The sequence below is a fragment of the Ruegeria sp. BC1 genome, from assembly GCF_056539305.1.
Map to the genome: position 1 here is coordinate 1 of NZ_JBQFUT010000010.1, position 23,886 is coordinate 23,886.

The following is a 23,886-nucleotide window of genomic DNA, read 5'->3' on the forward strand; positions in this document are numbered from 1 at the left end:
CGCCGTCTCCAGCGTCCCAACAACCGCCTCAGCAGCGCCGGTGAAGGGGGTTCTAAGGTTTACCAAAACAACCCGCAAGCAGAAAATTACAGAAACCTGCAAAAAACCGCAGATAGTTTTTTTATCGATTTAAAACAATATATTACGACGAAATCTTGCTCCAGAAGAACCCCTATAACCATTCATCTGATGCCGGAAAACGGATTTTACACAAGGATACCCACAGACTCGGCGCCGAGTCAGGCGGAATCGGCCTGACGAATCCGAGTCAGCAAGGTCGGAAACGGAATGCGCAGAAGCAGCAGACCGATGATTGCTGACAAATAAATCAAAGGTTCGATCCGAAATCCCTTGGACAGCATGACATAGTGCAGCCCCCCGAGAACGGCGGCGGGGTAAACTAGACGCTGCAGCTTGCGCCAAAGCGGCCCCAACCGGCGCACCGACAAATTGTTCGACGTCACGGCCAGCGGCAGCAATAAACCGAAACCGGCCATGCCGATCGAAATATAGGGTCGCTTCAGGATATCGGCCCAGATCTGACTGGGTGCCTGAATGTCCAGAACCAGCCATACCAGCAAATGCAGAGTGACATAGGCAAAGGTCAGCACCCCAATTGCCCGGCGGAACTTCAACAGATTCAACCCAAGGAACCGCCGCAGGGGTGAAATCGCCAATACAACGATCAAAAGCTGCAGCGCCAGTTCTCCGTACTGATGTTCCAACGCTTCGATAGGATCCACGCCCAGACCACCGGTCAGCCCCTGATAGAACAGCCAGGGGGCCGGCAGCGTACCCAGAAGGTACACAGCCCAGACGGGGATTCGGCGCAATATCTGGTTCACCCACTGCATAAGTTTAATAGTTTTCCGCCAGATTCATGCCTTCGTACAGCCCGGCGACCTCTTTCTCGTAGCCGTTGAACATCAGGGTCGGGATGCGCTTGGCGAAAAGACCGCCACCGATCTGACGTTCCGAGGCCTGCGACCAGCGGGGGTGATCCACATATGGGTTCACATTACTATAGAAGCCGTATTCGCGCGGTGCGGACATATTCCAACTTGTTGGCGGCTCGACATCCGTCAGCGTGATCCGCACGATCGACTTGATAGACTTGAACCCGTATTTCCACGGCACCACCAAACGCAGCGGTGCGCCATTCTGGTTCGGAATGGGGCGACCATAGATGCCTGTCGCCATGATAGTCAGGGGGTGCATGGCCTCGTCCAGCCGCAGGCCTTCACGATAGGGCCAGTCCAGCACCGGATATTTGACTCCGGGCATTTCGTCGGGACGGTACGCGGTTTCAAAGGCCACATATTTGGCCCCGTCCTGCAAACCCGCCATGTTCAGCAGATCGGCCAGTTCGAACCCGTTCCACGGAATCACCATCGACCAGGCTTCGACACAGCGGAACCGGTAGATACGCTCTTCGACCGTCATCTCGGACATAATTTCCTTGAAGTCGTACTTGCCGGGCTTGTCCACCAGACCGTCAATTTCAACGCTCCACGGTTCGGTCACCAGCGAACCCGCGTATTTGGCCGGGTCATCCTTCCGCGTCCCGAACTCATAGTAGTTATTGTACGAGGTGATCTCTTCCCAGGTGTTGGGCTCCAGCGCTTCCTGCGCTGTGGCAACCCGCGCCGTTCCGGCCAGTCCGACACCTGCCAGCCCGGCCATAACCTGACGCCGGTTCAAAAACGCCGCCCGTGGGGTAACGTCAGCATGTGTCAATGTATTGGTCCAGCGATGCGCCATCTATGTCTCCGTCTTCAAGCAAGTTCGGATATGAGGTAGATCGCTGATAGCACAGAGCCAAGGAAACACGCGTCACGATTGGGAGAACGGATTGTAACGTAATCTCATGCGGGCTTCGCTTTAACCGATACGCAGGTCGACGGCGCGGTTAATTTCAAACCCCATGTTGATGGCCCGATAGGTCGGAAAGGGCAACCGGGCAGAGGTTTCGATATCCCGTCGTACCCAGCCTTTCGCCTCTAGCTGCCTGAGTGACGCAGACAATGCCCTGTCGGTAATCACACCAAGATCAGATTTGAGGCCTGAAAACCGCCGCGGCTCGCGAGTCAACGCCAGAACGGGCACCGTCCAATTGCGGCGCAACATCTTGAATTCGGTTTCATCGGGCACCAGCGCCGCGATTTTGGCCGCCACAGCTGCTGCGCGGACGCCTTCCCGCGTCAAACGAAATTCAGGGCGCAAAGGATGACCGTGGCCGGGATTTCTTTCCAACAGTCCAAGGCTGACAAGGTGTTCCAGACTAGCAGAGAATGCCGTTCGGCCTGCGCCTGTTGCAGCAAGCATTGGCGCTTGTCTGCCTGGAACACCTCCGTAAAGCTGCGCCAGAATGTTCAGCGACCAGGCCCGCGACGTAAGCTTGACAAGTACTGTTATGTCCATAAAGTATAGTTACCATATTTTTAGACAGGATGGAAAGCTTCATGCCCCTTGTTTCTTTAGAAAAAACCATCACGCTCGCAATTTCGGTCAAAGATCGCCACGCCAGCGCACACTGGTATAGTGAAAAACTTGGGTTTGAACTGATCCATCACATAGATGAGGCAGGATGGAGCGAGATGCACACCAAAACCGACGGTGTAACTCTTGGGCTGGGCGAACAGGCTGAACCCGCACCCGGAAACACGGTTCCGGTATTTGGGGTTTCCAACATCGCGACAGCGCGCAACGCGTTAGAGGAGGCCGGCGTTCGTTTTGATGGCCCAACCGAAACGATCGAAGGAATGGTCAGCACGGCCACGTTTTATGATCCGGATGGCAACGCACTGATGTTGGCACAGGATTTGACCGGGCAGACCTAGTAACGCCGGACTTTAACGCCCTTAGTTCACACCCGGAACAAAAAAAGACCCGCCAGCTTGGCGGGTCTTTCCGATTTCATTGATCAATGCACCACCGCATCGTCCGGGCGCGGACGGTCCGAGGTGCCCAGCCTGTCGCCAATGATCAGGCCGTCGGCCCCGGCGGTTACCGGGACGGTTTCACCATCTTTGATCTCACCGGCCAGCAGAGCTTCGGCCAGCGGGTTCTGCAAGGACCGCTGGATCACACGCTTCAGCGGGCGGGCACCAAAGACCGGGTCATAGCCTTCGTTGGCCAGCCACTCCTTGGCACCATCGTCCAGCGCCAGCTCAATCTTGCGGGCGGCCAGACGCTTTTGCAGACGCGCCATCTGAATATCGACGATGCCATCCATATCGGCCCGCTTGAGCCGGTCAAAGATGATCGTCTCGTCCAGACGGTTCAGGAATTCGGGCCGGAAATGCGCCCGAACCGCGTCCATCACGTCACGTCGCGCCTGCGCGCTGTCGGCACCTTCAGGCAACTGGCTAAGCGCCTGAGACCCAAGGTTCGACGTCAGGATGATCAGCGTCTGCTTGAAGTCCACGGTGCGGCCCTGACCATCGGTCAGAACACCATCGTCCAGAACCTGCAACAGCACGTTGAACACATCCGGGTGCGCCTTTTCGACCTCGTCAAACAGCACGACCTGATAGGGTCTGCGCCGCACGGCTTCGGTCAGCACACCGCCCTCGTCATAGCCGACATAGCCTGGAGGGGCACCGATCAGACGGGCGACCGCATGTTTCTCCATGAACTCGGACATATCAATACGCACCATCGCGTTGTCGTCATCGAACAGGAAGTTCGCCACGGCCTTGGTCAGCTCGGTCTTACCCACGCCGGTCGGCCCGAGGAACAGGAACGAGCCCAACGGGCGACCTTCGTCATTCAGACCGGCACGTGCACGACGCACGGCGTTGGCCACGGCGGTCACTGCCGCATCCTGACCGATCACACGCGAATGCAGATCGTCTTCCATCCGCAGCAGCTTCTCACGCTCACCTTCCAGCATTTTCGAGGTCGGGATACCCGTCCAGCGTTCCACTACCGAGGCAATCTGTTCCGGACGCACCGTTTCCTCGGCCATCATGGCGTTGCTTTCGGCGTTTTCGGCCTCGGTCAGCTTTTTCTCAAGTTCTGGGATGACGCCATAGGACAGCTCACCGGCCTTGGCCAGGTTACCTTCGCGCTTGGCGATCTCCAGATCAGCGCGCGCCTTGTCTAGCTGTTCTTTCAGATCCCGCGCACCCGCAAGTTTATCACGTTCGGCCTGCCACTGGGCAGTCATCTCGGCGGATTTCTCCTGCAGATCGGCCAGATCTTTTTGCAAGGTTTCCAGGCGATCCTTGGAGGCCGCGTCGTCTTCCAGCTTCAGCGCTTCTTCCTCGATCTGCATCTGTAGGATCTGGCGATCTAGCTGGTCGAGCTCCTCGGGCTTACTATCCACCTCCATCCGCAGGCGCGACGCCGCCTCATCGACAAGGTCAATGGCTTTGTCAGGCAGGAATCGGTCAGTGATATAGCGATGCGACAATGTCGCCGCCGAAACCAGCGCCGAGTCCGAGATGCGCACACCGTGGTGCAGTTCGTACTTTTCCTTGATGCCACGCAGAATGCTGATTGTGTCCTCAACGGTCGGTTCGGTGACCATCACAGGCTGGAATCGGCGCGCAAGGGCCGCGTCTTTTTCCACATATTTGCGATACTCATCCAGTGTGGTCGCGCCGATACAATGCAGCTCACCCCGGGCAAGCGCAGGCTTGATCAGGTTCGCGGCATCCATCGCACCGTCGGATTTACCGGCCCCGACCAGCGTGTGCATCTCATCGATAAACAGGATGATCTCACCGGCGGCCTCGGTGACCTCGGTCAGAACCGACTTGAGACGTTCTTCGAACTCACCGCGGTATTTCGCACCTGCAATCAGTGCACCCATGTCGAGCGCCAGCAGCTTCTTGTCTTTCAACGATTCCGGCACGTCGCCGTTGACGATGCGCAGGGCCATACCCTCGGCAATCGCGGTCTTACCGACGCCGGGTTCCCCGATCAGAACCGGGTTGTTCTTGGTGCGGCGCGACAGAACCTGCATCGAGCGGCGGATTTCCTCATCCCGCCCGATAATCGGATCGATTTTGCCTTCAGCCGCTGCCTCGGTCAGGTCGCGTGCATATTTCTTGAGCGCATCATAGCCTTCTTCCGCCGAGGCTGTGTCGGCGGTCCGACCCTTGCGGATGTCGTTGATCGCCTCATTCAGTTTCTGGGCGGATACGGCACCGGCTTCCAAGGCCTCTTTCGCCTTGGATTTCACCATGCACAGCGCCATTAGAACGCGTTCGACCGGCACAAAGCTGTCACCCGCCTTGGTGGCAATTTTTTCGGCTTCGTCCAGAACCTTGGCGGTCTGACCGTCCATGTAAATCTGGCTCGCGTCGCCGCTGACCTTGGGGATTTTCCCCATAGCGGCATCCAGCGCCTCGACCACGCGACCCGGCGCGCCGCCAGCGCGTGTGATCAGGTTGCTTGCCAGCCCCTGATCGTCATCCATCAATGCTTTCAGTATATGGGTGGGCTCTAGCCTTTGGTGCCCCTCGCGCAGCGCAATAGTCTGCGCCGCCTGCACAAAACCCCGTGCCCGCTCGGTGAACTTATTCAAGTCCATGTTATTCTCCTTTATCTCAAGCGCCCGAAATGTGATGCGCCCGCTAGGCGGCACGCGTCGGTCTGGACCTCGCATTCAATTTGGGAAATATCTTTGGTTGTTCAAGAGGCTAAACCGCAGATTCCACCCCTATCGGCGCGGTATGGTATAGACCACATATCCCCCGGTTCTGGCGACTTCGCGCGCGCCGTACATCTCGACCAGCGATTGCGCCGCGTCACTGCCCTTTGGACAGGACACCAGATCCGCCGCGTCATCCAGAAAATCGATTGTAAACGCCGTTTCGCCGGTTAATTGGCAATCATCGTCCGTAGACCGGTATCCACCCACGAGTCGTAAATCATTGTTCGTCGGAGATACGATGACCGTATCCGCAGCCTCGGTTTCCAACGGCATGTCCTGGCACCCCATCAAAGCCAATAAGACCGCAACAGAAATAAATTGTTTCATTAATCCCCCCATTTCAGATGCATTCCAGAATGGCCCGCAGCATACCACAATCAATTTTTTAGTGCTTGATTTCGCCCCCACCCCTCCCGCATGGACACACGCACCGTTACCCGTTAGGACGCAGACGTTTGCCAAATGGAGCTTTCTTATGTCCGATGACCGCCTGATCGTAGCCCTCGACGTCCCAAACGCCCTGCAGGGGCTGGCCTTGGCCGAGCGGTTGGGAGATGCCGTTTCTTTCTACAAGATCGGGCTGGGGATGCTGACCGGCGGCGGGCTGGCCTTGGCCAACGAACTGAAGCAGGATCACGGCAAGCGCATCTTTTTGGACATGAAACTGTTCGACATCGGAAACACGGTGGAAAACGCCGTACGCGGGCTGGCGCAGTTCGATCTGGATTTCCTGACAGTGCATGGCGACCCGCATGTGGTGCGCGCGGCGAAAGAGGGCGCGGCGGGCAAAGACCTGAAAATCCTCGCGGTGACCATCCTGACATCGCTGAACCGCGACGATCTGGATGCCAGTCTGCTAAAAGAGGGCGACGTTCAGGAGTTGGTCGTCGAGCGCGCGGCCAAAGCGCTGGAGGCTGGGGCTGATGGTGTCATCGCCAGTCCGCAAGAGGCCGCCCTGATCCGCGCCCTGCCCCAGGCCGAAGGCCGGTTGATCGTCACCCCCGGCGTGCGTCCGGCAGGTGCAGCCCTGGGCGACCAGAAACGCGTGGCCACCCCGGCCAGCGCCATTGGCGACGGAGCCGATCACATCGTTGTCGGTCGTCCGATCTATCAGGCCGAGAACCCAAAAGCAGCAGCTGAAGCAGTTCTTGCCGAGTTAAATTCCTTGACACAACACTGAACAGTCACGCGAATAAATCAGGTTTTCGGACGGAAATCACCGCCAAACACTTGACCTTACGTCACTTTTGGCCAATCCGCGCCAAATTGTCTCTGTGCCCGAAAACACACATGAAAAACTCGGGTTTTTGCTTGCGGTGCCTGCGTCCTATCGAAACGCGTGTTTTTCAGCGATTCTAAGACCGTGATACTCCCCGCGGACTTTCTTCCTGAGGTCCGTCACCTCCCCCCGCCAATCGCGGGGGGTCTTCTTTCAGCCCTCAAGTTCCAACTTGTCGCTGCCAATCCTTTGCGCGACTGCGGGGGCTGGTATAAGTAAGCCGTTGAACTGAGCGCACGGAAAGCGGGAAGACTTGAATGCCCGGCCTTTGCCGAGACTGCCTGACCCAATTGAACGATGAACGGCGCTGCCCGTCCTGTGGCAGCCCGCGCATCAAGGCGCATCCAGAACTGTTCACCCTGTCCATCGCCCATATGGATTGCGATGCGTTTTATGCCTCGGTCGAAAAGCGGGACAACCCGGATCTGGCCGATAAACCCGTGATCATAGGCGGCGGCAAACGTGGTGTCGTATCAACCGCCTGCTATGTGGCGCGCATCCGAGGGGTACGATCGGCCATGCCGATGTTCAAGGCCCTGCAACTCTGCCCTGATGCGGTGGTGATCAAGCCGCGCATGTCGGTCTATGCCGAGGTGTCGCGCGAAATCCGCAAAATGATGGACGAACTAACTCCGGTGGTTGAACCTTTGTCACTGGACGAAGCCTTCATGGACCTGTCCGGGACCGAGCGGCTGCACGGTGCACCGCCAGCGGTGATGCTGGCGCGCCTGGTCAAACGCATGAAGGACGAATTGGGCGTGACCGGCTCGATCGGCCTGTCGCACAACAAGTTTCTGGCCAAGGTGGCCTCAGATCTCGACAAGCCGCGCGGGTATTCGGTGATCGGCAAGGAAGAAACCGCAGAATTCCTGCATGACAAGCCGGTACGCCTGATCTGGGGGATTGGTCCGGCGGCGCAAGAATCGCTGGACCGCGCAGGTATCCGCAGCTTTTCCGACCTGCTGCGCTGGGATCAGGAGGCCCTGACTGCCCGGTTCGGGTCGATGGGCTATCGACTGTGGCATCTGGCGCGGGGGCAGGACAAGCGCCGCGTGTCTTCGCATGAGCCGATGAAGTCCATCAGCAATGAGACCACGTTCTTCGAGGATACAGCCAGCCTCGACATTCTGGACGGGCATCTGTGGCGCATGGCCGAGAAAGTCGCCGATCGCGCCAAGGCCAAGGGGCTGGCCGGGCGGGTTGTCACGCTGAAGTTGAAAAAGGCCAACCACAAAGTCATCACGCGGCGCATTTCCCTGCGCGATGCAACGCAGATCGCAGACCGCATTTATCGCACGGCGCGGGGTCTGTTCGATCAGGTGGGAAACGAGGGGCCGTACCGCCTGTTGGGCTGCGGATTGTCCGACCTGTGCCCCGAAGAGCAGGCGGACATCTCGGGCGATCTGCTAGATCCCGGCGCCACCCAGCGATCACAGGCCGAGCGCGCAACAGATGAAATCCGGCGCCGGTTCGGCAGCGATGCAATCCTCAAGGGGCGGGCCCTCCGCTGAGATCATTCGGCCGCCAGTCGCAAGGGTTGACCACCGATTAGGGTGATGTCGCGGATGATGCCGCGCAAGATTTCCTGGAACGCGGCAAAGTTTTCGTTTGGTTCGATCTTGGCCTCATCCATGTACAGCGCCCGGTCAATCTCGATCTGAACCGCATGCTGATGACGGGCGGGGCTACCATAGGTCTGCGTGACATACGCTCCGGCAAAGGGAGCATTGCGGGCCACATTCAATCCGGCAGACGTAAAGGCCTCTTCGATCCGGTCGACGACAGCAGCCGAAGCCGAGGCCCCGAACCTGTCACCCAGTACCACTTCGGGACGTTTGGATTTCGCATTGCTGGCCATGGCAACGGCCTCGTGCGGCATCGAGTGACAATCAATCAGAATCGCCTGACCGAATGTCTTATGGGATTCAGACAACAGGGACTTGATCCGTGCGTGATAAGGACGCCAGACCGTGTCGATGCGCAGACGCGCTTCATCCATTGTCAGCTTGCCGCGATAGATCGCACGCCCATTGGCCACCACCCGGGGAATCACCCCGAGCCCAGACGCCACGCGGGGGTTATGTCCGCTGCGTCGCGCACCCAGAATCAACGCAGGATCCAGTTCCTCCGCACTGCGGTTCAGATCAATGAAAGCCCGCGGCATCGTTGCTGATATCAGCGGCGCGCCAAAATCGGCAGCATTAGAAAACAGCTGATCGACAAACGCATCTTCAGATGAGCGAATCACGTTCTCACTCAGAACCGTGCGGTTCAGCAATGTTTCAGGATAGTCCCGCCCGCTATGAGGGGAAGAAAACACCACACAAGACGTGCGCTTAGCAGGCATATCCAAAACATAGGGGGCGTTCGGCATGGTGACTCCTTGTTCGCATTGAGCATAGACCGGAAAATAGTTCTGCCAAACCCCTTGAACCCCTTTGCGACTCCTTTTATAGACCCCGCTACCGGCGCGGGGTTCCGCGCCCCATTTCGTTTTGGGGCAGGGCACGCAATGGTATCAGTGGGCGGTTAGCTCAGCGGTAGAGCACTTCGTTGACATCGAAGGGGTCACAAGTTCGATCCTTGTACCGCCCACCATCGTTTCACTGTTTCGGGTTTGACCCGGAGCACCCGCTAACCCAGGCGCTGGCCACGTCCTTGATGAAGGCGCCGCAGATTGGAGACAGACCAATGAAGGTCAAGAACTCGCTCCGCTCGCTCAAGAACCGGCACCGTGACTGCCGGGTTGTGCGTCGCAAAGGCCGCGTCTACGTGATCAACAAGACGCAGCGCAAGTTCAAAGCTCGTCAGGGCTGAGAACTGCACGATTCAGTTTGAAGAAACCGCGCCTCTGAGCGCGGTTTTTTTGTGGGATATTTCAATGTTCGCTCTGCGGACATACCTGCCACACCCCTTGCCCGCGTAGCTTACCTGATGCAAACTTGCATTCGGAGGAGAGATGTCTGTTTCGCAGCAGGGTCTGTTGGCGAACGGACCAGCCCGACGTCATGCTTTGGGAGGAAGTGTGTCATGACATCCAAGACCAAAGAGTCCACACCACCCAACAACCCGACGCCGCAGCAACAGGCCATGCCCACGGTCAATAGAGTGTCGGCAAATGACATCTCAGCGTCGTTGAAAGCTGGCTTTTCCGACTTTCAGGCGCGCCCCGTCATGAGCGGTTTCTTTGGCCTTTTCTATGCGGTTTTCGGCATCCTGTTGGTTTGGAGCCTCGTCTGGCTCGGAAAAATCTGGATGATCATTCCCGCCATTGTCGGCTTTCCACTGGTGGCCCCCTTCGCCGCCGCCGGGCTGTACGAAATGTCCCGCCGACTGCAGAACGGAGAGAGCTTCGGCTGGTCCGACATCCTCGCCGTCATGGCCCATCAAAGCAAACGTGAATTGGGCTGGATGGCCTTTGTTACCCTATTCATTTTCTGGGTGTGGATTTACCAGATTCGGCTTTGGCTGGCGATCATCCTGCAGAATGCTTCCTTCTCGGACTTTGACGGGTTCTTGAACATTGTTTTCTTTACGCAGCAGGGTTGGACCTTCCTTGTTGTCGGCACCTGCATTGGCGCATTTCTGTCTGCTGTTTTGTTTTCGGTGACCGTGGTTGCCATGCCCATGCTGCTCGACCGGGAAACCAATTTCGTTTCCGCCATGCTCACCTCCATTCGCGTTGTTTCGGAAAACCCGGTGGTCATGCTCAGTTGGGCGGCGATCATCTCGGTCACAATGCTGTTGTCGATGGCTCCGGCCTTTCTGGGCCTGATCTTCACCCTGCCGATCCTGGGCCACACCACGTGGCATCTTTATCAACGGGCCGTGTCACCGGCAGAAGGCTGATATATCCGCCATCTTGTTTTGCCTACGTGTCCATAAATTCTTCACCTGCAAAGCAGCGCGACCATTTGACCAACTAATTTTGTCAGAAAACCTTGCATCCCCTTCAGATTCGTTTAATTGACCAAATCAGTCGGGTAAGCACCCGCCACAGCTATGAATGTTGGGAAATATGATGCTGAAATCTTCTACCTGCGCAGCCGCCGCTCTGATGGCCCTGATCGCAACCTCTGCCGCCGCCGACGGTGAACTGAACCTCTATTCCTCGCGTCACTACGACACTGACGAGCGCCTCTATAGCGACTTCGAAGAGGCAACCGGCATCACCATCAACCGCATCGAAGGCAAGGCGGATGAACTGATCGCGCGCATGGAAGCTGAAGGCGCGAATTCGCCTGCGGACATTCTGCTGACGGTCGACACCTCGCGCCTGGCCCGTGCCAAAAACGCAGGCATTCTGCAACCGGTCGACAGCGCCGTTTTGGAAGAACGCATCCCCGCCAACCTGCAGGACAGCGACAACGAATGGTTCGGCTTTTCACAGCGGGGCCGCATCATCTTTTTCGACAAGGAAAATGTAACCAACCCACCGGCCACCTATGCCGATCTGGCGAAACCCGAATACAAGGGCATGGTCTGCATACGGTCGTCCAGCAACACCTATAACCAGACGCTGCTGGCCTCGATCATCACGCATGAAGGCCCCGAGGCCGCCAAGGCCTGGGCCGAAGGCGTCGTCGCCAACATGGCCCGCGAGCCACAGGGCGGCGACACAGATCAGCTGCGCGGCATCGTTTCGGGCGAGTGCGACATCGCAGTATCCAACACCTATTACTTTGCCCGCGCCATCCGCAAAGACGTCAAGGGCGTCTCTGCCGACATCGACGCGATCGGATGGGTCTTCCCCAATCAGGACAGCACCGGCGCGCACATGAACCTGTCCGGTGCTGGCGTGGCCGCGAATGCCCCCAACAAAGAAAACGCGATCCTGTTTCTGGAATATCTGGCCGGCGATTCTGCACAGCAGTATTTCTCGGCTGGAAATGACGAGTTCCCCGCAGTGGAAGGCGTCACCCTTGAGGACTCGGTCAAGGCATTGGGTGAGTTCAAAGCAGATGATGTGAACCTGTCAGATGTTGCCAAGAACATCCCAGAGGCTCAGAAAATCTTCAACGAAGTTGGCTGGAAGTAATCCACGCTCAAAACTGAGCAGTACACGGGGCGTAGAGAATTCTGCGCCCCTTTTCTTGTTGCATTGCGTTAAATCTTATCTGATATTCTCATTATAGAACAGTATTCCCAGATTTGATCGATGCTTGATGACCTTTCGAACCGCCTCGCCACTCATCTGAACGAACTGCGCCAAAGCCGCAGTTGGTCGCTGGAACAACTGGCCAAATTCAGTGGCATCAGCCGGGCGACCCTTTCGCGGATGGAAAAGGGTGATGTCAGCCCTACCGCTGAAACGCTGGGTCGGCTTTGCGCAGCTTACGGCCTGCCAATGTCGCGCCTGTTGATGATGGTGGAAGATAGCTTTGACCCTTGGGTACCGTTCGAACGGCAACCCGAATGGCGCGACCCCGAAACCGGATTCACCAGACGGTCCGTATCGCCTCCTGCCGCAGGGCTGAGCGGTGAAGTGCTGGAAGGACATCTGCCACCCGACACGGTGATCAGCTACGACACGCCACCGAAACCCGGGCAAGAGCACCATCTGATCATGCTGGACGGCGCGTTGACGTTGACGGTCGACGGCATCGCCCATGATCTGAACGGCGGTGATTGCCTGCGTTATCATCTGTCTGGTCCGACCCGATTTGAAACGAGCCCATCGCGTGGTGCAAGGTATTTGCTGGTGCTGATATGATCTCGCGCTTGGATGAAAGCAGCTTTGATGCCGCGTTAGACGATCTGACCGATATCCTCCATGCCTGTGTACACAACGGTGCCAGCATCGGGTTCATCCTGCCTTTCTCACCCGATCAGGCCCGAGCCTATTGGCAGAATCGGGTGCGGCCGGATCTGCTGAACGATGATTTGGATGTGTTTGTTGTTCGTGCCGAAGAGCACATTGTCGGAACCGTGCAACTGATCCCGGCATCAATGCCCAATCAACCGCACCGCGCGGACGTCGCCAAACTGCTGGTCCATCCCGACGCCCGCCGCCAGGGACTGGGTCGCGCCCTGATGATCGCACTCGAAGACCGGGCAATCGAACTGGGCAGAAACATGTTGGTGCTCGATACGCGCAGCTCGGACCCATCACGGATATTGTATCAAAGTCTGGGATTTCAGATCGCCGGGGAAATTCCGAACTATTGCCGCAACCCCTTCCAGAATAGGCTGGAGCCCACGACCTATATGTTCAAAGACCTCACCTAGCTGATCCACTTTCACTCGCTGACACCCAGCAGCTACCCACCCTGGAATCGGCGCCGCCTTCAAAAACGTAGAAATTGCACCGCGTGACCTTTGGGTAATTCTTCGGTTTCTGCGGAGATGACGGCCAGACCATCCGCTTGTGCCAGCAACGCAACCCGACCGCTATATGACGCTGCCATCAGGCGCAGCCGGGGCAAGCCCTCGGGCGAGGTTCCCTCGATCTGGACCGGACGATATTCCTGACGTCCCGCCCGTCGCTCCAATGGCTCGGCCAGAATGGCTTGCTCTGATGCTTGCGGGGTGTAATGCATCCCGGCCCGGCGGGCCATCATATGCGATCCGATGATTTTCCAGGTCACATAGGCCGAAACCGGGTTGCCCGGCAACCCGATATAAAGCGCGTGCCCCCTGCGGCCAAACATGACCGGCTTGCCCGGCTTCATCGCCACTTTCATCACATCGGTCCGGCCACCGATCTGAGTGAAAAGGCGCGGCATGTGATCCTCATCCCCCACCGAAACGCCGCCGGTTGTAACGATAAGATCGGCGCTGTCGCAGGCCTGCCGCAGCACCTTCTCCAAGCGGTCGGGATCATCCTCAACCGGGCCTTCATCTGTCAGGTCGATCCACGGCCTGTCCAGAAATGCCCGAAGCATATAGCGGTTCGAATTGTAGATCTGACCCGGCCCCAATTCTTCGCCGGGTTGCCGCAATTCACTGCCCGTCGAGAAGATCGTCACCCTGAGCTTGCGGTATACCACCACTTCTCCGTACCCGGCCGACGCCAGCGCGGCGGCTTCCCGGGCAGTAATCTCACACCCGCGCCGCAGGATCGGATCACCGGCTTTCAGGTCCTCGCCCGTTCGGCGGATATGCTGGCCAGGTGCGGGCCGGCGGGTAAAGCGGATGCGGCCTGAGGTAAGCTTGCAATCCTCCTGCATCAACACTGCATCGAAACCGGCAGGTACCGGGGCACCGGTGAAAATCCGCAAGGCGCTGCCCGCAGGAGCGTTGTGGGTACCGTTGTCTCCGGCGGCAATGCGCCCGGCAACAGGCAAGTCATACGTGGGACCGCTACCCAGATCACCTGTTCGAACGGCATAACCGTCCATGGCCGAGTTGTCGACGGCAGGCATATCGACTTTGCTGGTACAATCCTCGGCAAGAACCCGGCCGATCGCCTCGCACAGCGACAGGGATTCGGTTTGGGTGATCGGATCCGAAACAGCCAGCCCGCGTGCCACCGCCTCGGACACCGACACATACACAGACGCGGACTGGTCGCAAGCGCATCCATCAGCCATGTTGGTCCTCCAATTGTTCGAACAGATCTTTGAACCCTGTACGCCAGTCTTCTTCGCGCAATACGGTTAGCAATCTGCTCGCACTGGAAAGCACGGCAAGGGTTTTGTCCTTGACATAGGTCAGTGTGAATTGCCCGAGGTTGACCCGCAGAAAGGGTGCTTTGGCAGTGCCTGAGTGTTTAGAAATCCAGCCCGATATCAATCGTACGATAGGAATGGGTTAGCGCCCCGGACGAGATGTAGTCCACACCGGTTGCTGCCACCGCCGCCACAGTTTCGCGACTGATATTGCCCGAGGCTTCGGTCACGATCCGGCCATCGACCAGCGCAACAGCCTTTTTCAATGTTTCGGGCGGCATGTTATCCAGCAGCACCACATCAGCCCCGCCAACCTCCAGCACTTGCGCCAGTTGCTCCAGCGTGTCGACTTCGATCTCGACCTTCATCATGTGCGAGGAGCGGGCCTTTGTCGCCTCAAGCACCGCGTGCACCCCACCTGCGGCAGCAATGTGGTTGTCCTTAATCAGGATGGCATCCGACAGGGAAAAACGGTGATTGAACCCGCCGCCATGCAGAACCGCCTGTTTTTCAACGATGCGCAGGCCTGGCGTGGTTTTGCGGGTGCAGGTAATACGCGCCTTGGTGCCTTTGGTCTCGGCCACCAGCGCAGCGGTTGCGGTCGCAACCCCGGTCATGCGTCCGGCAAAGTTCAACGCCACCCGCTCGCCAGACAGGATCGACGCTGCGCTGCCCCGGATTTCCATTAACGTTTCACCTTTGGTGCAATACTGGCCATCCGCAACATGCGCTGTGACCTCAAGCGACGGATCGACCAGGCGGAACGCCAGCGCGGCCACCTGCATGCCCGATACCACGGCATCCTCGCGCGCGTTCAACCGGGCGCAATAGGTGGCGTCCGCCGGAATCACGGTCAGAGTGGTGATATCGCCACTGGCACCCAGATCCTCCATCAGCGCGGTGCGCACCATGGGTTCAAGGATCATGTCGGGCAGGGCCGGATAATTCATGCTGCGTCCTTTGCGATTCGGTCCCGCAGCGCCAGAGCATCGCTTAGCATAAGGGCCGAGCGTTGGCCGGGGCCGGGATTGGGGTCAGGGAAATCGGAACGGAAATGCACCCCGCGACTTTCCTCGCGCTGCAGTGCGGCAGCTGCGATCAGGGAGGCCGTGGCGGTCATGTTGAGAAACACGGCAGAGTCAGTATGCCGGGCTTCCAACGAGGCGATGTCTGTCAGGGCCTGGCGCAGGCCCGCCTGGTCACGCACCACACCGACATATTCCGCCATCGTCCGGCGCAGGGCCGCCACGTCCTGTTCCCGCGCTACATCGTGACCGATGGCAAACTGAATCTGTACGTCCGGCGCTGTGGTCTGTGGCACCACATCTGCAATGTCGCGGGCGCAGGAACGGGCAAAGACCAGCGCCTCGAGCAGCCCGTTCGAGGCCAGACGGTTGGCCCCGTGCAACCCAGTCGACGCCGCCTCGCCACAAGCCCAAAGTCCAACCAGTGAGCTTCGGCCCGCCAGATCCGTTTCGACCCCGCCCATATGGTAGTGCGCTGATGCGGTCACCGGGATGGGGTCGCGAACAGGATCGACGCCGTTGCGCCGGCAAGCTTCGGTCACAGATGGGAATTGCGTCGTGATAACAGCCCCGATGGCGGTTCGGGTATCCAATGCCGGGCATTTGCCCGACTGCACCTGAAGGTACACGGCGCGCGCAACGGTATCGCGCGGAGCCAATTCGGCATCTGGGTGAACGTCCTGCATAAAGCGGTGGCCGTCCCTGTCGATCAAAATGGCGCCTTCACCGCGCAACGCCTCGGTCGCCAACGGGGTTGGGTCTTCGCCGACATCGATGGCTGTGGGGTGGAACTGTACAAACTCCGCATCTGCGATCCGCGCGCCGGCACGGGCTGCCATTCCGATCCCCTGCCCCCGGATACGCGCGGGGTTGGTGGTTTGGGCATACAGGCCAGACGAACCGCCCGTGGCAAGAACATAAGCCTCTCCGCGAAGCAGGACAGGCGGCGCATCCGGTGCAGAAGCACTGGCCAGATATACCCCATCGACCTGAGTTCCATCGCTTTCAAGCCCAACGGCCAGAGCCCCTTCGATGATCTGAACCGAGGGTGTTCTGCGCAGTTCCGCGATCAGCGCTCGCATGATCTCGGTTCCCGCCTGATCGCCTTTGACCCGAACCACCCGCGCGGCGGAATGCGCCGCCTCTCGTGATTGCACGAAACCACCATCAGCGGTGCGATCAAACCCTGTGCCCAGGTCAGAAAGGTCGAGAACATGTTCCGGCGCAGCATTGGTGACGAACTCGGCCACTTCGCGCAGCACCGATCCCGCACCGGCGCGCATCGTGTCTTCCGCGTGTGCCTCGGGGCTGTCTGTCCGCGCCATGGCTGCTGCAACCCCGCCCTGCGCCCAGACCGAGCTTGCGCCTGATCCCAGCGGTTCGGGCGAAATCATCAACACCGGAACCGGCGCCAGTTTCAGCGCCGTATAGATCGCGGCCAATCCGGCCCCGATGATGACCACACGCGGCGTGACAATGTCCTGCATGTCGCCGATCAGAGACCCAGCTGGCGCGACAGATCAATCATACGCTGCACTGCCAGGCGCGCCTTGTCCGCCACCTGAGCGTCAACCTCGACCTGTCCGGTCATGGTATCGAGCGCAAACAGCACTTTCTCGAGCGTGATCTTTTTCATGTAAGGGCACATGTTGCAGGGGCCGACAAAATCGACCTCCGGCAGCTCATCCGCGATGTTCGAGGCCATCGAGCATTCGGTGATCAACAGCGCCTTTTCCGGTTTTTCGTCGGTGACATATTTGATGATGCCGCTGGTCGACCCCGAGAAATCAGCCTCGGCCACAACATCCGGCGGGCATTCGGGATGCGCAATCAGACGCGTCCCGGGGTTCCATTCGCGGAAATCGCGCAGGTCCTTGGCGCTGTATTGTTCGTGGACGATGCACGACCCTTCCCACCAGACCACGTTCTTCTGCGGTACGTCACGCGCGACGTTCTGCGCCAGATACTGATCGGGAGTCATGATGACCGTGTGGCTGTCCTGCGCCGCAACGATCTGGGCCGCGTTGGACGACGTACAGCAGATATCCGAGGCTGCTTTAACTTCGGCCGTGGTGTTCACATAAGACACCACCGGCGCGCCCGGGTAACGGCGGCGCATTTCTTCGACGCCCTCGGCGGTGATCGATTCCGCCAGCGAACACCCGGCCTCCATGTCCGGCATCAGCACGGTCTTGTCCGGGCTGAGAATCTTGGATGTCTCAGCCATGAAATGGACACCGCATTGCACAATCACATCCGCCTCGACCTCGGTCGCTTTGATGGCCAGTTGCAGACTGTCGCCCCCAAAATCCGAAATGCCGTGGTAAATCTCGGGCGTCATATAGTTGTGGCCCAGAATGACCGCGTTGCGCTCGGCTTTCAGGTCGTTGATCGCTTTGACATAGGGCGCGTAGATCGCCCAATCGACCGGCGAAACCACACGGGACATGCGGTCATAGATATCACTCATGCTGGCAGCCAACTCGGGCGATGGGGCCAGATCGTATTTTTCGGAGAGGTGCGCGCGCTGCGCTGGTAGGTCGAACACGGGACTTTTTTCTGCCTGATGGATTCGTGACGCATGTAATATGAGGTTTGTCGCCGATTGGCCACCGCCCAGATCAGAAGAAAATTCTGTTTTAACGACCGGCAGTGGAATTTTCTTATTGCACCACCGACAAGTTCCCTGTTTTCACCATGTGACCCACAGCGAAGGGACACGTGCTGATTGCAAAGTTCATCAGAAATCCGGTCCAAAAGACTGCTGCTGAGGTAAATCAGTGGCATGCCGCGCGTGTGACGCACGCCTTTGAAATGCCAATCAGGCGACCAATGTGCTGTTTCGGACATCCAGCGCAAACGTCACAGCCGCACGAAACTTGCCAGCGCTGGGCACAACAGGCTTGAATTCCCAGCCCAGCGCAGTGTCACCTAGCGGCATGGATGGAGTATTTGAATGAAACCATGGGCGAACATGGTTGGTGTTTTATGCGCGCTGACGCTGACCGCGTGCGCCCCCAAGACCCGAACATATGAAAAGACCGTCACGGCGGCAGTTCCGGCTCAGACAAACAGCACGCTTGGCCGGGCCGCAAGCAGGCTTGGGGATCCGAAGGACGGACGGTCTGGCGTGAAATTGATCAGCGATGGCGAGCAAGCGCTTGTTTCTAGGCTACTGCTGGCTGCCGCCGCTGAACAGACACTGGATGCGCAGTATTACCTTTTGCACAATGATCCCACCGGCCATCTTTTCGCCGCCAGCCTTTTGCAGGCAGCGGATCGCGGCGTCCGCGTACGATTGCTGCTGGATGATATGGACACATCCAGTTACGACGCGATGACAGCGGCACTGGACTATCACGAGAACATAGAAATCCGCCTGTTCAACCCTTTTTGGCGGGATCAAAGTCTGCTGATCGCGGGTCTGACAGATTTCAAACGCATCAACCGCAGAATGCACAACAAGTCGATGACCGCTGACAACGTGTTTACGATTGTTGGCGGGCGAAACATCGGGGCCGAGTACTTTCTGGCCAGAGAGGAAATGAACTATGCCGATCTGGACGTTCTGGCCGCAGGTCCCGTGGTGACCGAAGTCTCGCAGAGTTTTGACGCCTATTGGAACAGTGAATTTGCCGTACCTGCCCGCGCAGTTGTTGGCGAAGCAGAGGCGTTCAGCTTGAACGATGCACGAGACAGGCTCAATCAGTTGGTCGAAGACGCCAAACACACGCAATACGGCGCAGCGCTGAGAAGATCCGCTCAGGAAAACTTTGCGGACGGTCAGCTCAAACTGGATTGGGTTCCTGCAAAGCTCTACGCGGATCCGCCGTCCAAAGCCGCGGGTCTTGAGGGCTCGGACCCAATTCTTGCGTCCCAACTACTGCCGTATTTCGAAAGGGCCACCAGCGAGGTCAATATCGTCTCGGCTTATTTTGTGCCGCGCAACACCGGTGTGAGGTGGATGGCCGAACTGGAAAATCGCGGCGTCGACGTCAAGGTTGTGACCAATTCACTGGCGTCCAATGACGTTGCGCCGGTTTACGCGCATTATGCCAAGAAACGCCGGGCGCTGCTGCGCTCGGGGGTTGAGCTGTATGAGTTGCGACCCGATGCCTATCAGGTACAGCGTCGCGGTATTAACTGGGCGCAATCCCGGTCGGGCCTGCACTCCAAGGCTTTTGCAGTGGACGACAGATATCTGTTTGTTGGGTCCTTCAACTGGGACCCGCGCAGTGTGAATATCAATACCGAGATGGGAATTTTGATCGACACCCCGGCGCTGACCGCGCAAACGCTGGGCGCTTTGGATCAAGCCCTGCCGGCGTACACCTATCACGTCACACTGGAGGACGCAGGCCAGCTGAAGTGGAGAACGCGGAACGAGGATGGCTCCGTTCTGGAATACGATTCCGAACCGACGGGATCGACCTGGGATCACATCGTTTCAGGATTTCTGAGCATCCTTCCGATTGGGTCGCAACTCTAGATTCAGATCCACTCGGTCTGCCTTGAGCGCCAAGTCATTAGAGTTTTACAAATTCCGCCGGACATGCTCTCGTTTGGAAAAGGGGAGCATCATGAACTCATTAACCAGAATTACACGCGGGATAGGTGTCGCTTTCAGGGACGGTAGGGTGAAGGGTCTGCTGGCCTTTACGGTCGGCATGATACTATGGGCATCGGTTTTCTATCACTTTGTCGAAGGGTGGAGCTGGCTTGATTCCATCTATTTTTCCGTCGTGACAATTTCGACAGTGGGGTTTGGTGACTTTTCCCCAGAAACCGCCGCAGGCAAGATTTTTACGATGGTCTACATCATCGTTGGTTTGGGTATCTTTGTGACGGCCGCGACAACGGTTGCGGATACGATCCTGTCTCAGGGTGACGACAAAGCCGACAAGTAAACCTTGTCATAGCTGGTCAGAATGTATTGGAGTACGGGTCGTTTTACCAACGCCCCCGTGCGGCTATCTCTATGATTTTTGGTGGTTCTTCAGACTGGCACAAACCCTCCTAAATTTAAAAAAATATACACATCGCGTTTTTTGAGTGTAACATTAATCAAAGAAAAGCTTTGGAGGGATGGTATGGAAAAGACTCAGGATGCAAAAATAGTCGATCTTGCAATACGATTGCTTTTCCTCGGTTTATTCCTCTACAGCGCCTTGGTGATGATCGCGCCTCTGGCAAGCGTTGTGATCTGGGCAACGATACTTTGCGTTGCACTTTACCCGGTATTCGACTGGCTTCAGGCCAAGTTGGGAGGACGCAAGTCACTTGCCGCAACGATCCTGGTTTTGTTGGGCTTGGTGCTGACATTGGGCCCGGTCGCAACGGCAGTGTCCGGCGCGGCCGATCTTGGGTCGGAGTTTGCGGAACAGGCCGACAGCGGCGAACTGAAAATCCCACCTGCCCCCGAAGGTCTTAAGGAATTGCCGCTGGTTGGCGACAAGATTGCCGATGTCTGGACAATGTTCGAACGCAATCTGGATGGTGCACTGGCCAAATACGGTGCACAAATTCTTGAAATCACAAAGTCGCTGTTTGGAAAGGTTTTGGGTATCGGGATTGGACTTTTGGCGCTGGCGCTTTCGGTTCTGATCATGGGGGCATTGTTCAGCCCCGGGCCGAACCTCGTGCAAGGGCTTCAACGCTTTGCCAACCGCGTTTTTGCGCCGCGCGGCGGTGAGTTTGTCACTCTGGCCGGGGCCACGATCCGAAACGTGACCAAGGGCGTTATCGGCGTCGCCGCGATTCAGGCTGTCGTCGTGTGGGTCTTGCTGACAGTCTTTGGAATCTCATCGGCTGCTACACTGGCGTTCATCTGCTTGATCCTCTCGATCATCCAAATCGGCCCCGGCCTGGTTCTGTTGCCGGTGATCATCTACGCATGGAGCACAATGTCTGGCGGGGCAGCACTTGTCTTCACAATTCTGGCCATTCCGGTGACCATTATGGACAGCTTCCTGCGGCCTGTTTTTATCTCGAAAGGGTTGGAAACGCCCATGCTTGTCATCCTCATCGGGGTCCTTGGCGGCATGATGGCCTATGGCCTGATCGGTATATTCATGGGTCCGGTTCTGTTTGCAGTCTTTTATGAGCTGTTCAAAGTGTGGATCGATGCCTCACCCGATGCAGAAACCGCTGCCGAAGGAGCGGCGAAATGAGAAAGACGATTTGGACCACACTTGCGGTCATTCTTGTTTTTCTTGTCTGGTATCTGGTCGCTGATCGCAAAACACCGTTTACCGGAAATGCACGCGTCAAAGCCGTAGCCACGCAGATCGTCCCTCAGGTCACCGGGACCGTGACCGAAGTTCTAGTGGAAAACGGCCAGATTGTTTCTGCGGGTGATGTCCTCGTTCGCATTGATCCCAGACCGTATGAGATTCAGCGCGACAAGGCGCAGGCCGACCTTGAATCTGCAACGCAGGAGGTCGGGGCATCCTCAGCCGAAGTTAGTGCCGCACAAGCAAAACTGGCGCGCGCGCAAAGTGACCTGGACACGATGCGCATTCAGACCGAGCGAGTGTTCGCGCTGGAAAAGAAAGGCCTGATTGCAATATCAAAGGCAGATGATGCAAGGGGGCAGCTGGCAGAATCCGAGGCGAATTATGAAAATGCCAAAGCGGATCTGGAAAAAGCCAAGCAGAGGCTGGGTGACGAAGGAGTAGAAAACCCGAAGATTCAGCGCGCCTTGGCAGCATTGGCCGATGCCGAACTTAACCTTGAATGGACAGAACTGCGCGCCCCTGCAACAGGCGTTATTTCCAATCTTCTGATTGCACCGGGCACCTATGCACGGTCAGGACAAGATCTGTTGACGTTTCTGGACGCAACAGACATCTGGATCGAGGCTTATTTTACCGAAAACAACATGGGCCGGGCCGCGGTGGGGTCTCCGGTCGACGTGGTTCTGGACATGCATCCCGGCCAGATCGTTCCGGGCGTTATCGAAAGCTTCAGCGCGGCCGTGTCCCTGAGTGGCGGGGACGAGCCGGGCCAACTGGCCAGCGCGCCCAGCACCAAAGGGTTCTTGCGCGAACCCGAACGGTTCCCGGTGCGGATCGTGTTGCCGGGGTACGAGGCGGGAAGCACTGAAGACGATCTTCGGTTTCAGCTAAACGGGCAGGCCGACGTGATCATGTATCTCAGCGACAACGCACTGCTGAACTTCGTAGGCCGGACTTATATCCGTCTCGTATCCGTCCTGTCCTATGCGTACTGAAGATCGGCGATCTGTCACCCGGCTCGCGCTGGGTGTGACTGGTGTCTTCTCGCTTGGGTTGTTTCTGGGGTGGCCGCTGGCCGTGGTTGGGGCCGTGTTCACAGCTCTTTTCCTGCAAGCCCCCGCCGCACTGCCGCTGGCTGCCTTTGGCAAGCTGTTCGTTTTCTCTATCGGGTTGATGTTCATATCCTTCCTGCTGTCGTCGATCTTTTCACCCTACCCCGTTGTGTTTCTTATTCTCGTGGCTATCGGAATAATTCTGTCGTTTACGTGGTCGGTCTCAGGGGCAGGGGTATTGCCTGGGGTCATTGCGCTGATGGGGGCATTGATGATCCCGAACCTTGTACTGCAGTCGCAGGATTTGGCCCTGGTGCTTGTGTTCTGGATTCCAGCAAACCTGCTTTTTGCAGGTTTCGTGTCAACACTGATGTTCGTCGTAATACCCGCGGAACCACAGACCGATGCCCAGAAAAAAGCAGCATCGCAAACCGACTTTGACCCGCATCGGCGCATCGTCAGAATGTCGCTGGTTACGGTGCCGTTTGCCATGGTCTTTTTCGTGTCCGGCGCGTCCGCTTTGCTTGTTCTGTTTTTTGTCGCCCTTCTCAGCCAACAGCTTGCGGCGATGCCGGCGGCGGGGAAAACTGTCGCCAAGGCCATGCTGACCGCAAACTTGCTTGGGGCTGCAGTGTCCATCCTCTGCTATGAGGTCAATGTGATCGCACCGGTCATTCTGACACCTGTCTTGCTGTGTTTTTTCTTTTGCCTGACGCTTGGCGCATTGGGAAAAACTCAGACTCCGCTTGCCGCCGCAGCCGGGTCGGCCATCACAACGGCGCTGATCGTTTATGGCGGATCGATTGCACCCTTTTCGGACGAGGCTGATGTCAAGAGCATCACGCGTGTTCTGCAAGTCGCCAGCGCCGCATTTTTCGTAATCGCAGCCTATGTTGTGGTGGATGAGTTCTGGCCTGAGAAAAAATCCGAAAAGCTTGCTAACGCCTGACGAAACGACTTGAAGGTGCTTCACATCGGACGACTGACCCGAGCCTGGCTGTCGATGTCCTACCCATCGG

General features: G+C 57.7%; 24 protein-coding genes and 1 tRNA gene. 15 read left to right on the top strand and 10 right to left on the bottom strand.

What is annotated here, in order from left to right; all coding sequences use genetic code 11:
• Nucleotides 1-258, top strand: a 258-nt coding sequence (locus tag ACR0IY_RS18460) for a hypothetical protein (RefSeq protein WP_480675907.1), incomplete at its 5' end; no start/stop codon positions are given.
• Here the strand turns inward: ACR0IY_RS18460 and msrQ are convergent.
• The 3 genes from msrQ to ACR0IY_RS18475 form a co-directional block, all read right to left on the bottom strand.
• Entirely contained in the window at nucleotides 240-854 is a 615-nt protein-coding gene (gene msrQ / locus ACR0IY_RS18465; RefSeq protein WP_480675909.1) for a protein-methionine-sulfoxide reductase heme-binding subunit MsrQ, read from the bottom strand. The genes ACR0IY_RS18460 and msrQ overlap by 19 nt on opposite strands.
• A gap of 4 nt (nucleotides 855-858) precedes the next feature.
• A complete protein-coding gene (gene msrP, locus ACR0IY_RS18470) occupies nucleotides 859-1,761 on the bottom strand; it encodes a protein-methionine-sulfoxide reductase catalytic subunit MsrP (RefSeq protein WP_480675911.1) in 903 nt (300 codons plus the stop codon).
• Between the two features lie 120 nt (nucleotides 1,762-1,881).
• A complete protein-coding gene (locus ACR0IY_RS18475; protein ID WP_480675913.1) occupies nucleotides 1,882-2,421 on the bottom strand; it encodes a winged helix-turn-helix transcriptional regulator in 540 nt (179 codons plus the stop codon).
• A gap of 41 nt (nucleotides 2,422-2,462) precedes the next feature.
• Here ACR0IY_RS18475 and ACR0IY_RS18480 point away from each other — a divergent pair, with 41 nt between their 5' ends.
• Nucleotides 2,463-2,840 carry a VOC family protein gene (locus ACR0IY_RS18480; protein WP_480675915.1) on the top strand — a complete coding sequence of 126 codons (378 nt, stop codon included), beginning with the start codon at nucleotides 2,463-2,465 and terminating at the stop codon, nucleotides 2,838-2,840.
• Between the two features lie 83 nt (nucleotides 2,841-2,923).
• On the opposite strand, the gene clpB is transcribed toward ACR0IY_RS18480, so the two are convergent.
• Together clpB and ACR0IY_RS18490 are read right to left on the bottom strand one after the other, a co-directional pair.
• Nucleotides 2,924-5,542 carry an ATP-dependent chaperone ClpB gene (clpB, locus tag ACR0IY_RS18485; RefSeq protein WP_480675917.1) on the bottom strand — a complete coding sequence of 873 codons (2,619 nt, stop codon included), beginning with the start codon at nucleotides 5,540-5,542 and terminating at the stop codon, nucleotides 2,924-2,926.
• 129 nt (nucleotides 5,543-5,671) lie between these two features.
• Nucleotides 5,672-5,992 carry a hypothetical protein gene (locus ACR0IY_RS18490; protein WP_480675919.1) on the bottom strand — a complete coding sequence of 107 codons (321 nt, stop codon included), beginning with the start codon at nucleotides 5,990-5,992 and terminating at the stop codon, nucleotides 5,672-5,674.
• A gap of 148 nt (nucleotides 5,993-6,140) precedes the next feature.
• On the opposite strand from ACR0IY_RS18490, the gene pyrF reads away from it, so the two are divergent.
• Complete coding sequence (pyrF, locus tag ACR0IY_RS18495; protein WP_480675921.1) at nucleotides 6,141-6,845, top strand: orotidine-5'-phosphate decarboxylase; 705 nt, start codon at nucleotides 6,141-6,143, stop codon at nucleotides 6,843-6,845.
• Between the two features lie 356 nt (nucleotides 6,846-7,201).
• The gene (locus ACR0IY_RS18500; RefSeq protein WP_480675923.1) at nucleotides 7,202-8,455 is read left to right on the top strand and encodes a DNA polymerase IV; all 1,254 of its coding nucleotides are present in this window, start codon (nucleotides 7,202-7,204) and stop codon (nucleotides 8,453-8,455) included.
• A 2-nt stretch (nucleotides 8,456-8,457) separates the two neighbouring features.
• Here the strand turns inward: ACR0IY_RS18500 and ACR0IY_RS18505 are convergent, their stop codons facing one another.
• The gene (locus ACR0IY_RS18505; protein ID WP_480675925.1) at nucleotides 8,458-9,318 is read right to left on the bottom strand and encodes an N-formylglutamate amidohydrolase; all 861 of its coding nucleotides are present in this window, start codon (nucleotides 9,316-9,318) and stop codon (nucleotides 8,458-8,460) included.
• Nucleotides 9,319-9,467: 149 nt separating this feature from the next.
• On the opposite strand from ACR0IY_RS18505, the gene ACR0IY_RS18510 reads away from it, so the two are divergent.
• The 6 genes from ACR0IY_RS18510 to ACR0IY_RS18535 all read left to right on the top strand — a co-directional run bounded on the left by ACR0IY_RS18510 (nucleotide 9,468) and on the right by ACR0IY_RS18535 (nucleotide 13,172).
• Nucleotides 9,468-9,542 (top strand) — tRNA-Val (locus ACR0IY_RS18510).
• A gap of 93 nt (nucleotides 9,543-9,635) precedes the next feature.
• The gene (gene ykgO, locus ACR0IY_RS18515; protein WP_005648635.1) at nucleotides 9,636-9,761 is read left to right on the top strand and encodes a type B 50S ribosomal protein L36; all 126 of its coding nucleotides are present in this window, start codon (nucleotides 9,636-9,638) and stop codon (nucleotides 9,759-9,761) included.
• 213 nt (nucleotides 9,762-9,974) lie between these two features.
• Nucleotides 9,975-10,793, top strand: a complete 819-nt coding sequence (locus ACR0IY_RS18520) for a DUF2189 domain-containing protein (protein WP_480675927.1) — start codon at nucleotides 9,975-9,977, stop codon at nucleotides 10,791-10,793.
• Nucleotides 10,794-10,965: 172 nt separating this feature from the next.
• Entirely contained in the window at nucleotides 10,966-11,982 is a 1,017-nt protein-coding gene (locus ACR0IY_RS18525) for a Fe(3+) ABC transporter substrate-binding protein (RefSeq protein WP_480675929.1), read from the top strand.
• Between the two features lie 120 nt (nucleotides 11,983-12,102).
• Nucleotides 12,103-12,657, top strand: coding sequence for a helix-turn-helix domain-containing protein (locus ACR0IY_RS18530; protein WP_480675931.1), 555 nt, complete (start codon nucleotides 12,103-12,105; stop codon nucleotides 12,655-12,657).
• Nucleotides 12,654-13,172, top strand: a complete 519-nt coding sequence (locus ACR0IY_RS18535; RefSeq protein WP_480675933.1) for an N-acetyltransferase family protein — start codon at nucleotides 12,654-12,656, stop codon at nucleotides 13,170-13,172. Before ACR0IY_RS18530 ends, ACR0IY_RS18535 begins: the two co-directional genes overlap by 4 nt.
• A 59-nt stretch (nucleotides 13,173-13,231) precedes the next feature.
• Here the strand turns inward: ACR0IY_RS18535 and ACR0IY_RS18540 are convergent, their stop codons facing one another.
• The 4 genes from ACR0IY_RS18540 to nadA form a co-directional block, all read right to left on the bottom strand.
• Nucleotides 13,232-14,476 (bottom strand): molybdopterin molybdotransferase MoeA, encoded by a 1,245-nt coding sequence (locus tag ACR0IY_RS18540; RefSeq protein ID WP_480675935.1) that lies wholly within the window; start codon nucleotides 14,474-14,476, stop codon nucleotides 13,232-13,234.
• 179 nt (nucleotides 14,477-14,655) lie between these two features.
• A complete protein-coding gene (gene nadC / locus ACR0IY_RS18545; RefSeq protein ID WP_480675937.1) occupies nucleotides 14,656-15,504 on the bottom strand; it encodes a carboxylating nicotinate-nucleotide diphosphorylase in 849 nt (282 codons plus the stop codon).
• Nucleotides 15,501-17,066, bottom strand: coding sequence for an L-aspartate oxidase (locus ACR0IY_RS18550; protein WP_480675939.1), 1,566 nt, complete (start codon nucleotides 17,064-17,066; stop codon nucleotides 15,501-15,503). The genes nadC and ACR0IY_RS18550 overlap by 4 nt, the downstream gene beginning before the upstream one ends.
• An 8-nt stretch (nucleotides 17,067-17,074) precedes the next feature.
• On the bottom strand, nucleotides 17,075-18,127 hold the full coding sequence (nadA, locus tag ACR0IY_RS18555) for a quinolinate synthase NadA (protein ID WP_480675941.1): 1,053 nt from the start codon (nucleotides 18,125-18,127) through the stop codon (nucleotides 17,075-17,077).
• A 408-nt stretch (nucleotides 18,128-18,535) separates the two neighbouring features.
• Here nadA and ACR0IY_RS18560 point away from each other — a divergent pair, with 408 nt between their 5' ends.
• The 5 genes from ACR0IY_RS18560 (at nucleotide 18,536) to ACR0IY_RS18580 (ending at nucleotide 23,816) form a co-directional block, all read left to right on the top strand.
• Entirely contained in the window at nucleotides 18,536-20,068 is a 1,533-nt protein-coding gene (locus ACR0IY_RS18560) for a phospholipase D family protein (RefSeq protein WP_480675943.1), read from the top strand.
• 91 nt (nucleotides 20,069-20,159) lie between these two features.
• On the top strand, nucleotides 20,160-20,486 hold the full coding sequence (locus ACR0IY_RS18565; protein WP_480675945.1) for a potassium channel family protein: 327 nt from the start codon (nucleotides 20,160-20,162) through the stop codon (nucleotides 20,484-20,486).
• A gap of 183 nt (nucleotides 20,487-20,669) precedes the next feature.
• On the top strand, nucleotides 20,670-21,749 hold the full coding sequence (locus ACR0IY_RS18570; protein WP_480675947.1) for an AI-2E family transporter: 1,080 nt from the start codon (nucleotides 20,670-20,672) through the stop codon (nucleotides 21,747-21,749).
• Nucleotides 21,746-22,810, top strand: coding sequence for an HlyD family secretion protein (locus ACR0IY_RS18575; protein WP_480675949.1), 1,065 nt, complete (start codon nucleotides 21,746-21,748; stop codon nucleotides 22,808-22,810). The genes ACR0IY_RS18570 and ACR0IY_RS18575 overlap by 4 nt, the downstream gene beginning before the upstream one ends.
• A complete protein-coding gene (locus ACR0IY_RS18580) occupies nucleotides 22,800-23,816 on the top strand; it encodes a DUF2955 domain-containing protein (protein ID WP_480675951.1) in 1,017 nt (338 codons plus the stop codon). Before ACR0IY_RS18575 ends, ACR0IY_RS18580 begins: the two co-directional genes overlap by 11 nt.
• The last annotated feature ends 70 nt before the right edge of the window (nucleotides 23,817-23,886 follow it).

Excerpts from the sequence above, each read along its gene's own strand:
- msrQ (WP_480675909.1), bottom strand. The coding sequence starts at position 854 with ATGCAGTGGGTGAACCAGATATTGCGCCGAATCCCCGTCTGGGCTGTG.
- msrP (WP_480675911.1), bottom strand. The coding sequence starts at position 1,761 with ATGGCGCATCGCTGGACCAATACATTGACACATGCTGACGTTACCCCA.
- ACR0IY_RS18475 (WP_480675913.1), bottom strand. The coding sequence starts at position 2,421 with ATGGACATAACAGTACTTGTCAAGCTTACGTCGCGGGCCTGGTCGCTG.
- ACR0IY_RS18480 (WP_480675915.1), top strand. The coding sequence starts at position 2,463 with ATGCCCCTTGTTTCTTTAGAAAAAACCATCACGCTCGCAATTTCGGTC.
- clpB (WP_480675917.1), bottom strand. The coding sequence starts at position 5,542 with ATGGACTTGAATAAGTTCACCGAGCGGGCACGGGGTTTTGTGCAGGCG.
- ACR0IY_RS18490 (WP_480675919.1), bottom strand. The coding sequence starts at position 5,992 with ATGAAACAATTTATTTCTGTTGCGGTCTTATTGGCTTTGATGGGGTGC.
- pyrF (WP_480675921.1), top strand. The coding sequence starts at position 6,141 with ATGTCCGATGACCGCCTGATCGTAGCCCTCGACGTCCCAAACGCCCTG.
- ACR0IY_RS18500 (WP_480675923.1), top strand. The coding sequence starts at position 7,202 with ATGCCCGGCCTTTGCCGAGACTGCCTGACCCAATTGAACGATGAACGG.
- ACR0IY_RS18505 (WP_480675925.1), bottom strand. The coding sequence starts at position 9,318 with ATGCCGAACGCCCCCTATGTTTTGGATATGCCTGCTAAGCGCACGTCT.
- ykgO (WP_005648635.1), top strand. The coding sequence starts at position 9,636 with ATGAAGGTCAAGAACTCGCTCCGCTCGCTCAAGAACCGGCACCGTGAC.
- ACR0IY_RS18520 (WP_480675927.1), top strand. The coding sequence starts at position 9,975 with ATGACATCCAAGACCAAAGAGTCCACACCACCCAACAACCCGACGCCG.
- ACR0IY_RS18525 (WP_480675929.1), top strand. The coding sequence starts at position 10,966 with ATGCTGAAATCTTCTACCTGCGCAGCCGCCGCTCTGATGGCCCTGATC.
- ACR0IY_RS18530 (WP_480675931.1), top strand. The coding sequence starts at position 12,103 with ATGCTTGATGACCTTTCGAACCGCCTCGCCACTCATCTGAACGAACTG.
- ACR0IY_RS18535 (WP_480675933.1), top strand. The coding sequence starts at position 12,654 with ATGATCTCGCGCTTGGATGAAAGCAGCTTTGATGCCGCGTTAGACGAT.
- ACR0IY_RS18540 (WP_480675935.1), bottom strand. The coding sequence starts at position 14,476 with ATGGCTGATGGATGCGCTTGCGACCAGTCCGCGTCTGTGTATGTGTCG.
- nadC (WP_480675937.1), bottom strand. The coding sequence starts at position 15,504 with ATGAATTATCCGGCCCTGCCCGACATGATCCTTGAACCCATGGTGCGC.
- ACR0IY_RS18550 (WP_480675939.1), bottom strand. The coding sequence starts at position 17,066 with ATGCAGGACATTGTCACGCCGCGTGTGGTCATCATCGGGGCCGGATTG.
- ACR0IY_RS18560 (WP_480675943.1), top strand. The coding sequence starts at position 18,536 with ATGAAACCATGGGCGAACATGGTTGGTGTTTTATGCGCGCTGACGCTG.
- ACR0IY_RS18565 (WP_480675945.1), top strand. The coding sequence starts at position 20,160 with ATGAACTCATTAACCAGAATTACACGCGGGATAGGTGTCGCTTTCAGG.
- ACR0IY_RS18570 (WP_480675947.1), top strand. The coding sequence starts at position 20,670 with ATGGAAAAGACTCAGGATGCAAAAATAGTCGATCTTGCAATACGATTG.
- ACR0IY_RS18575 (WP_480675949.1), top strand. The coding sequence starts at position 21,746 with ATGAGAAAGACGATTTGGACCACACTTGCGGTCATTCTTGTTTTTCTT.
- ACR0IY_RS18580 (WP_480675951.1), top strand. The coding sequence starts at position 22,800 with ATGCGTACTGAAGATCGGCGATCTGTCACCCGGCTCGCGCTGGGTGTG.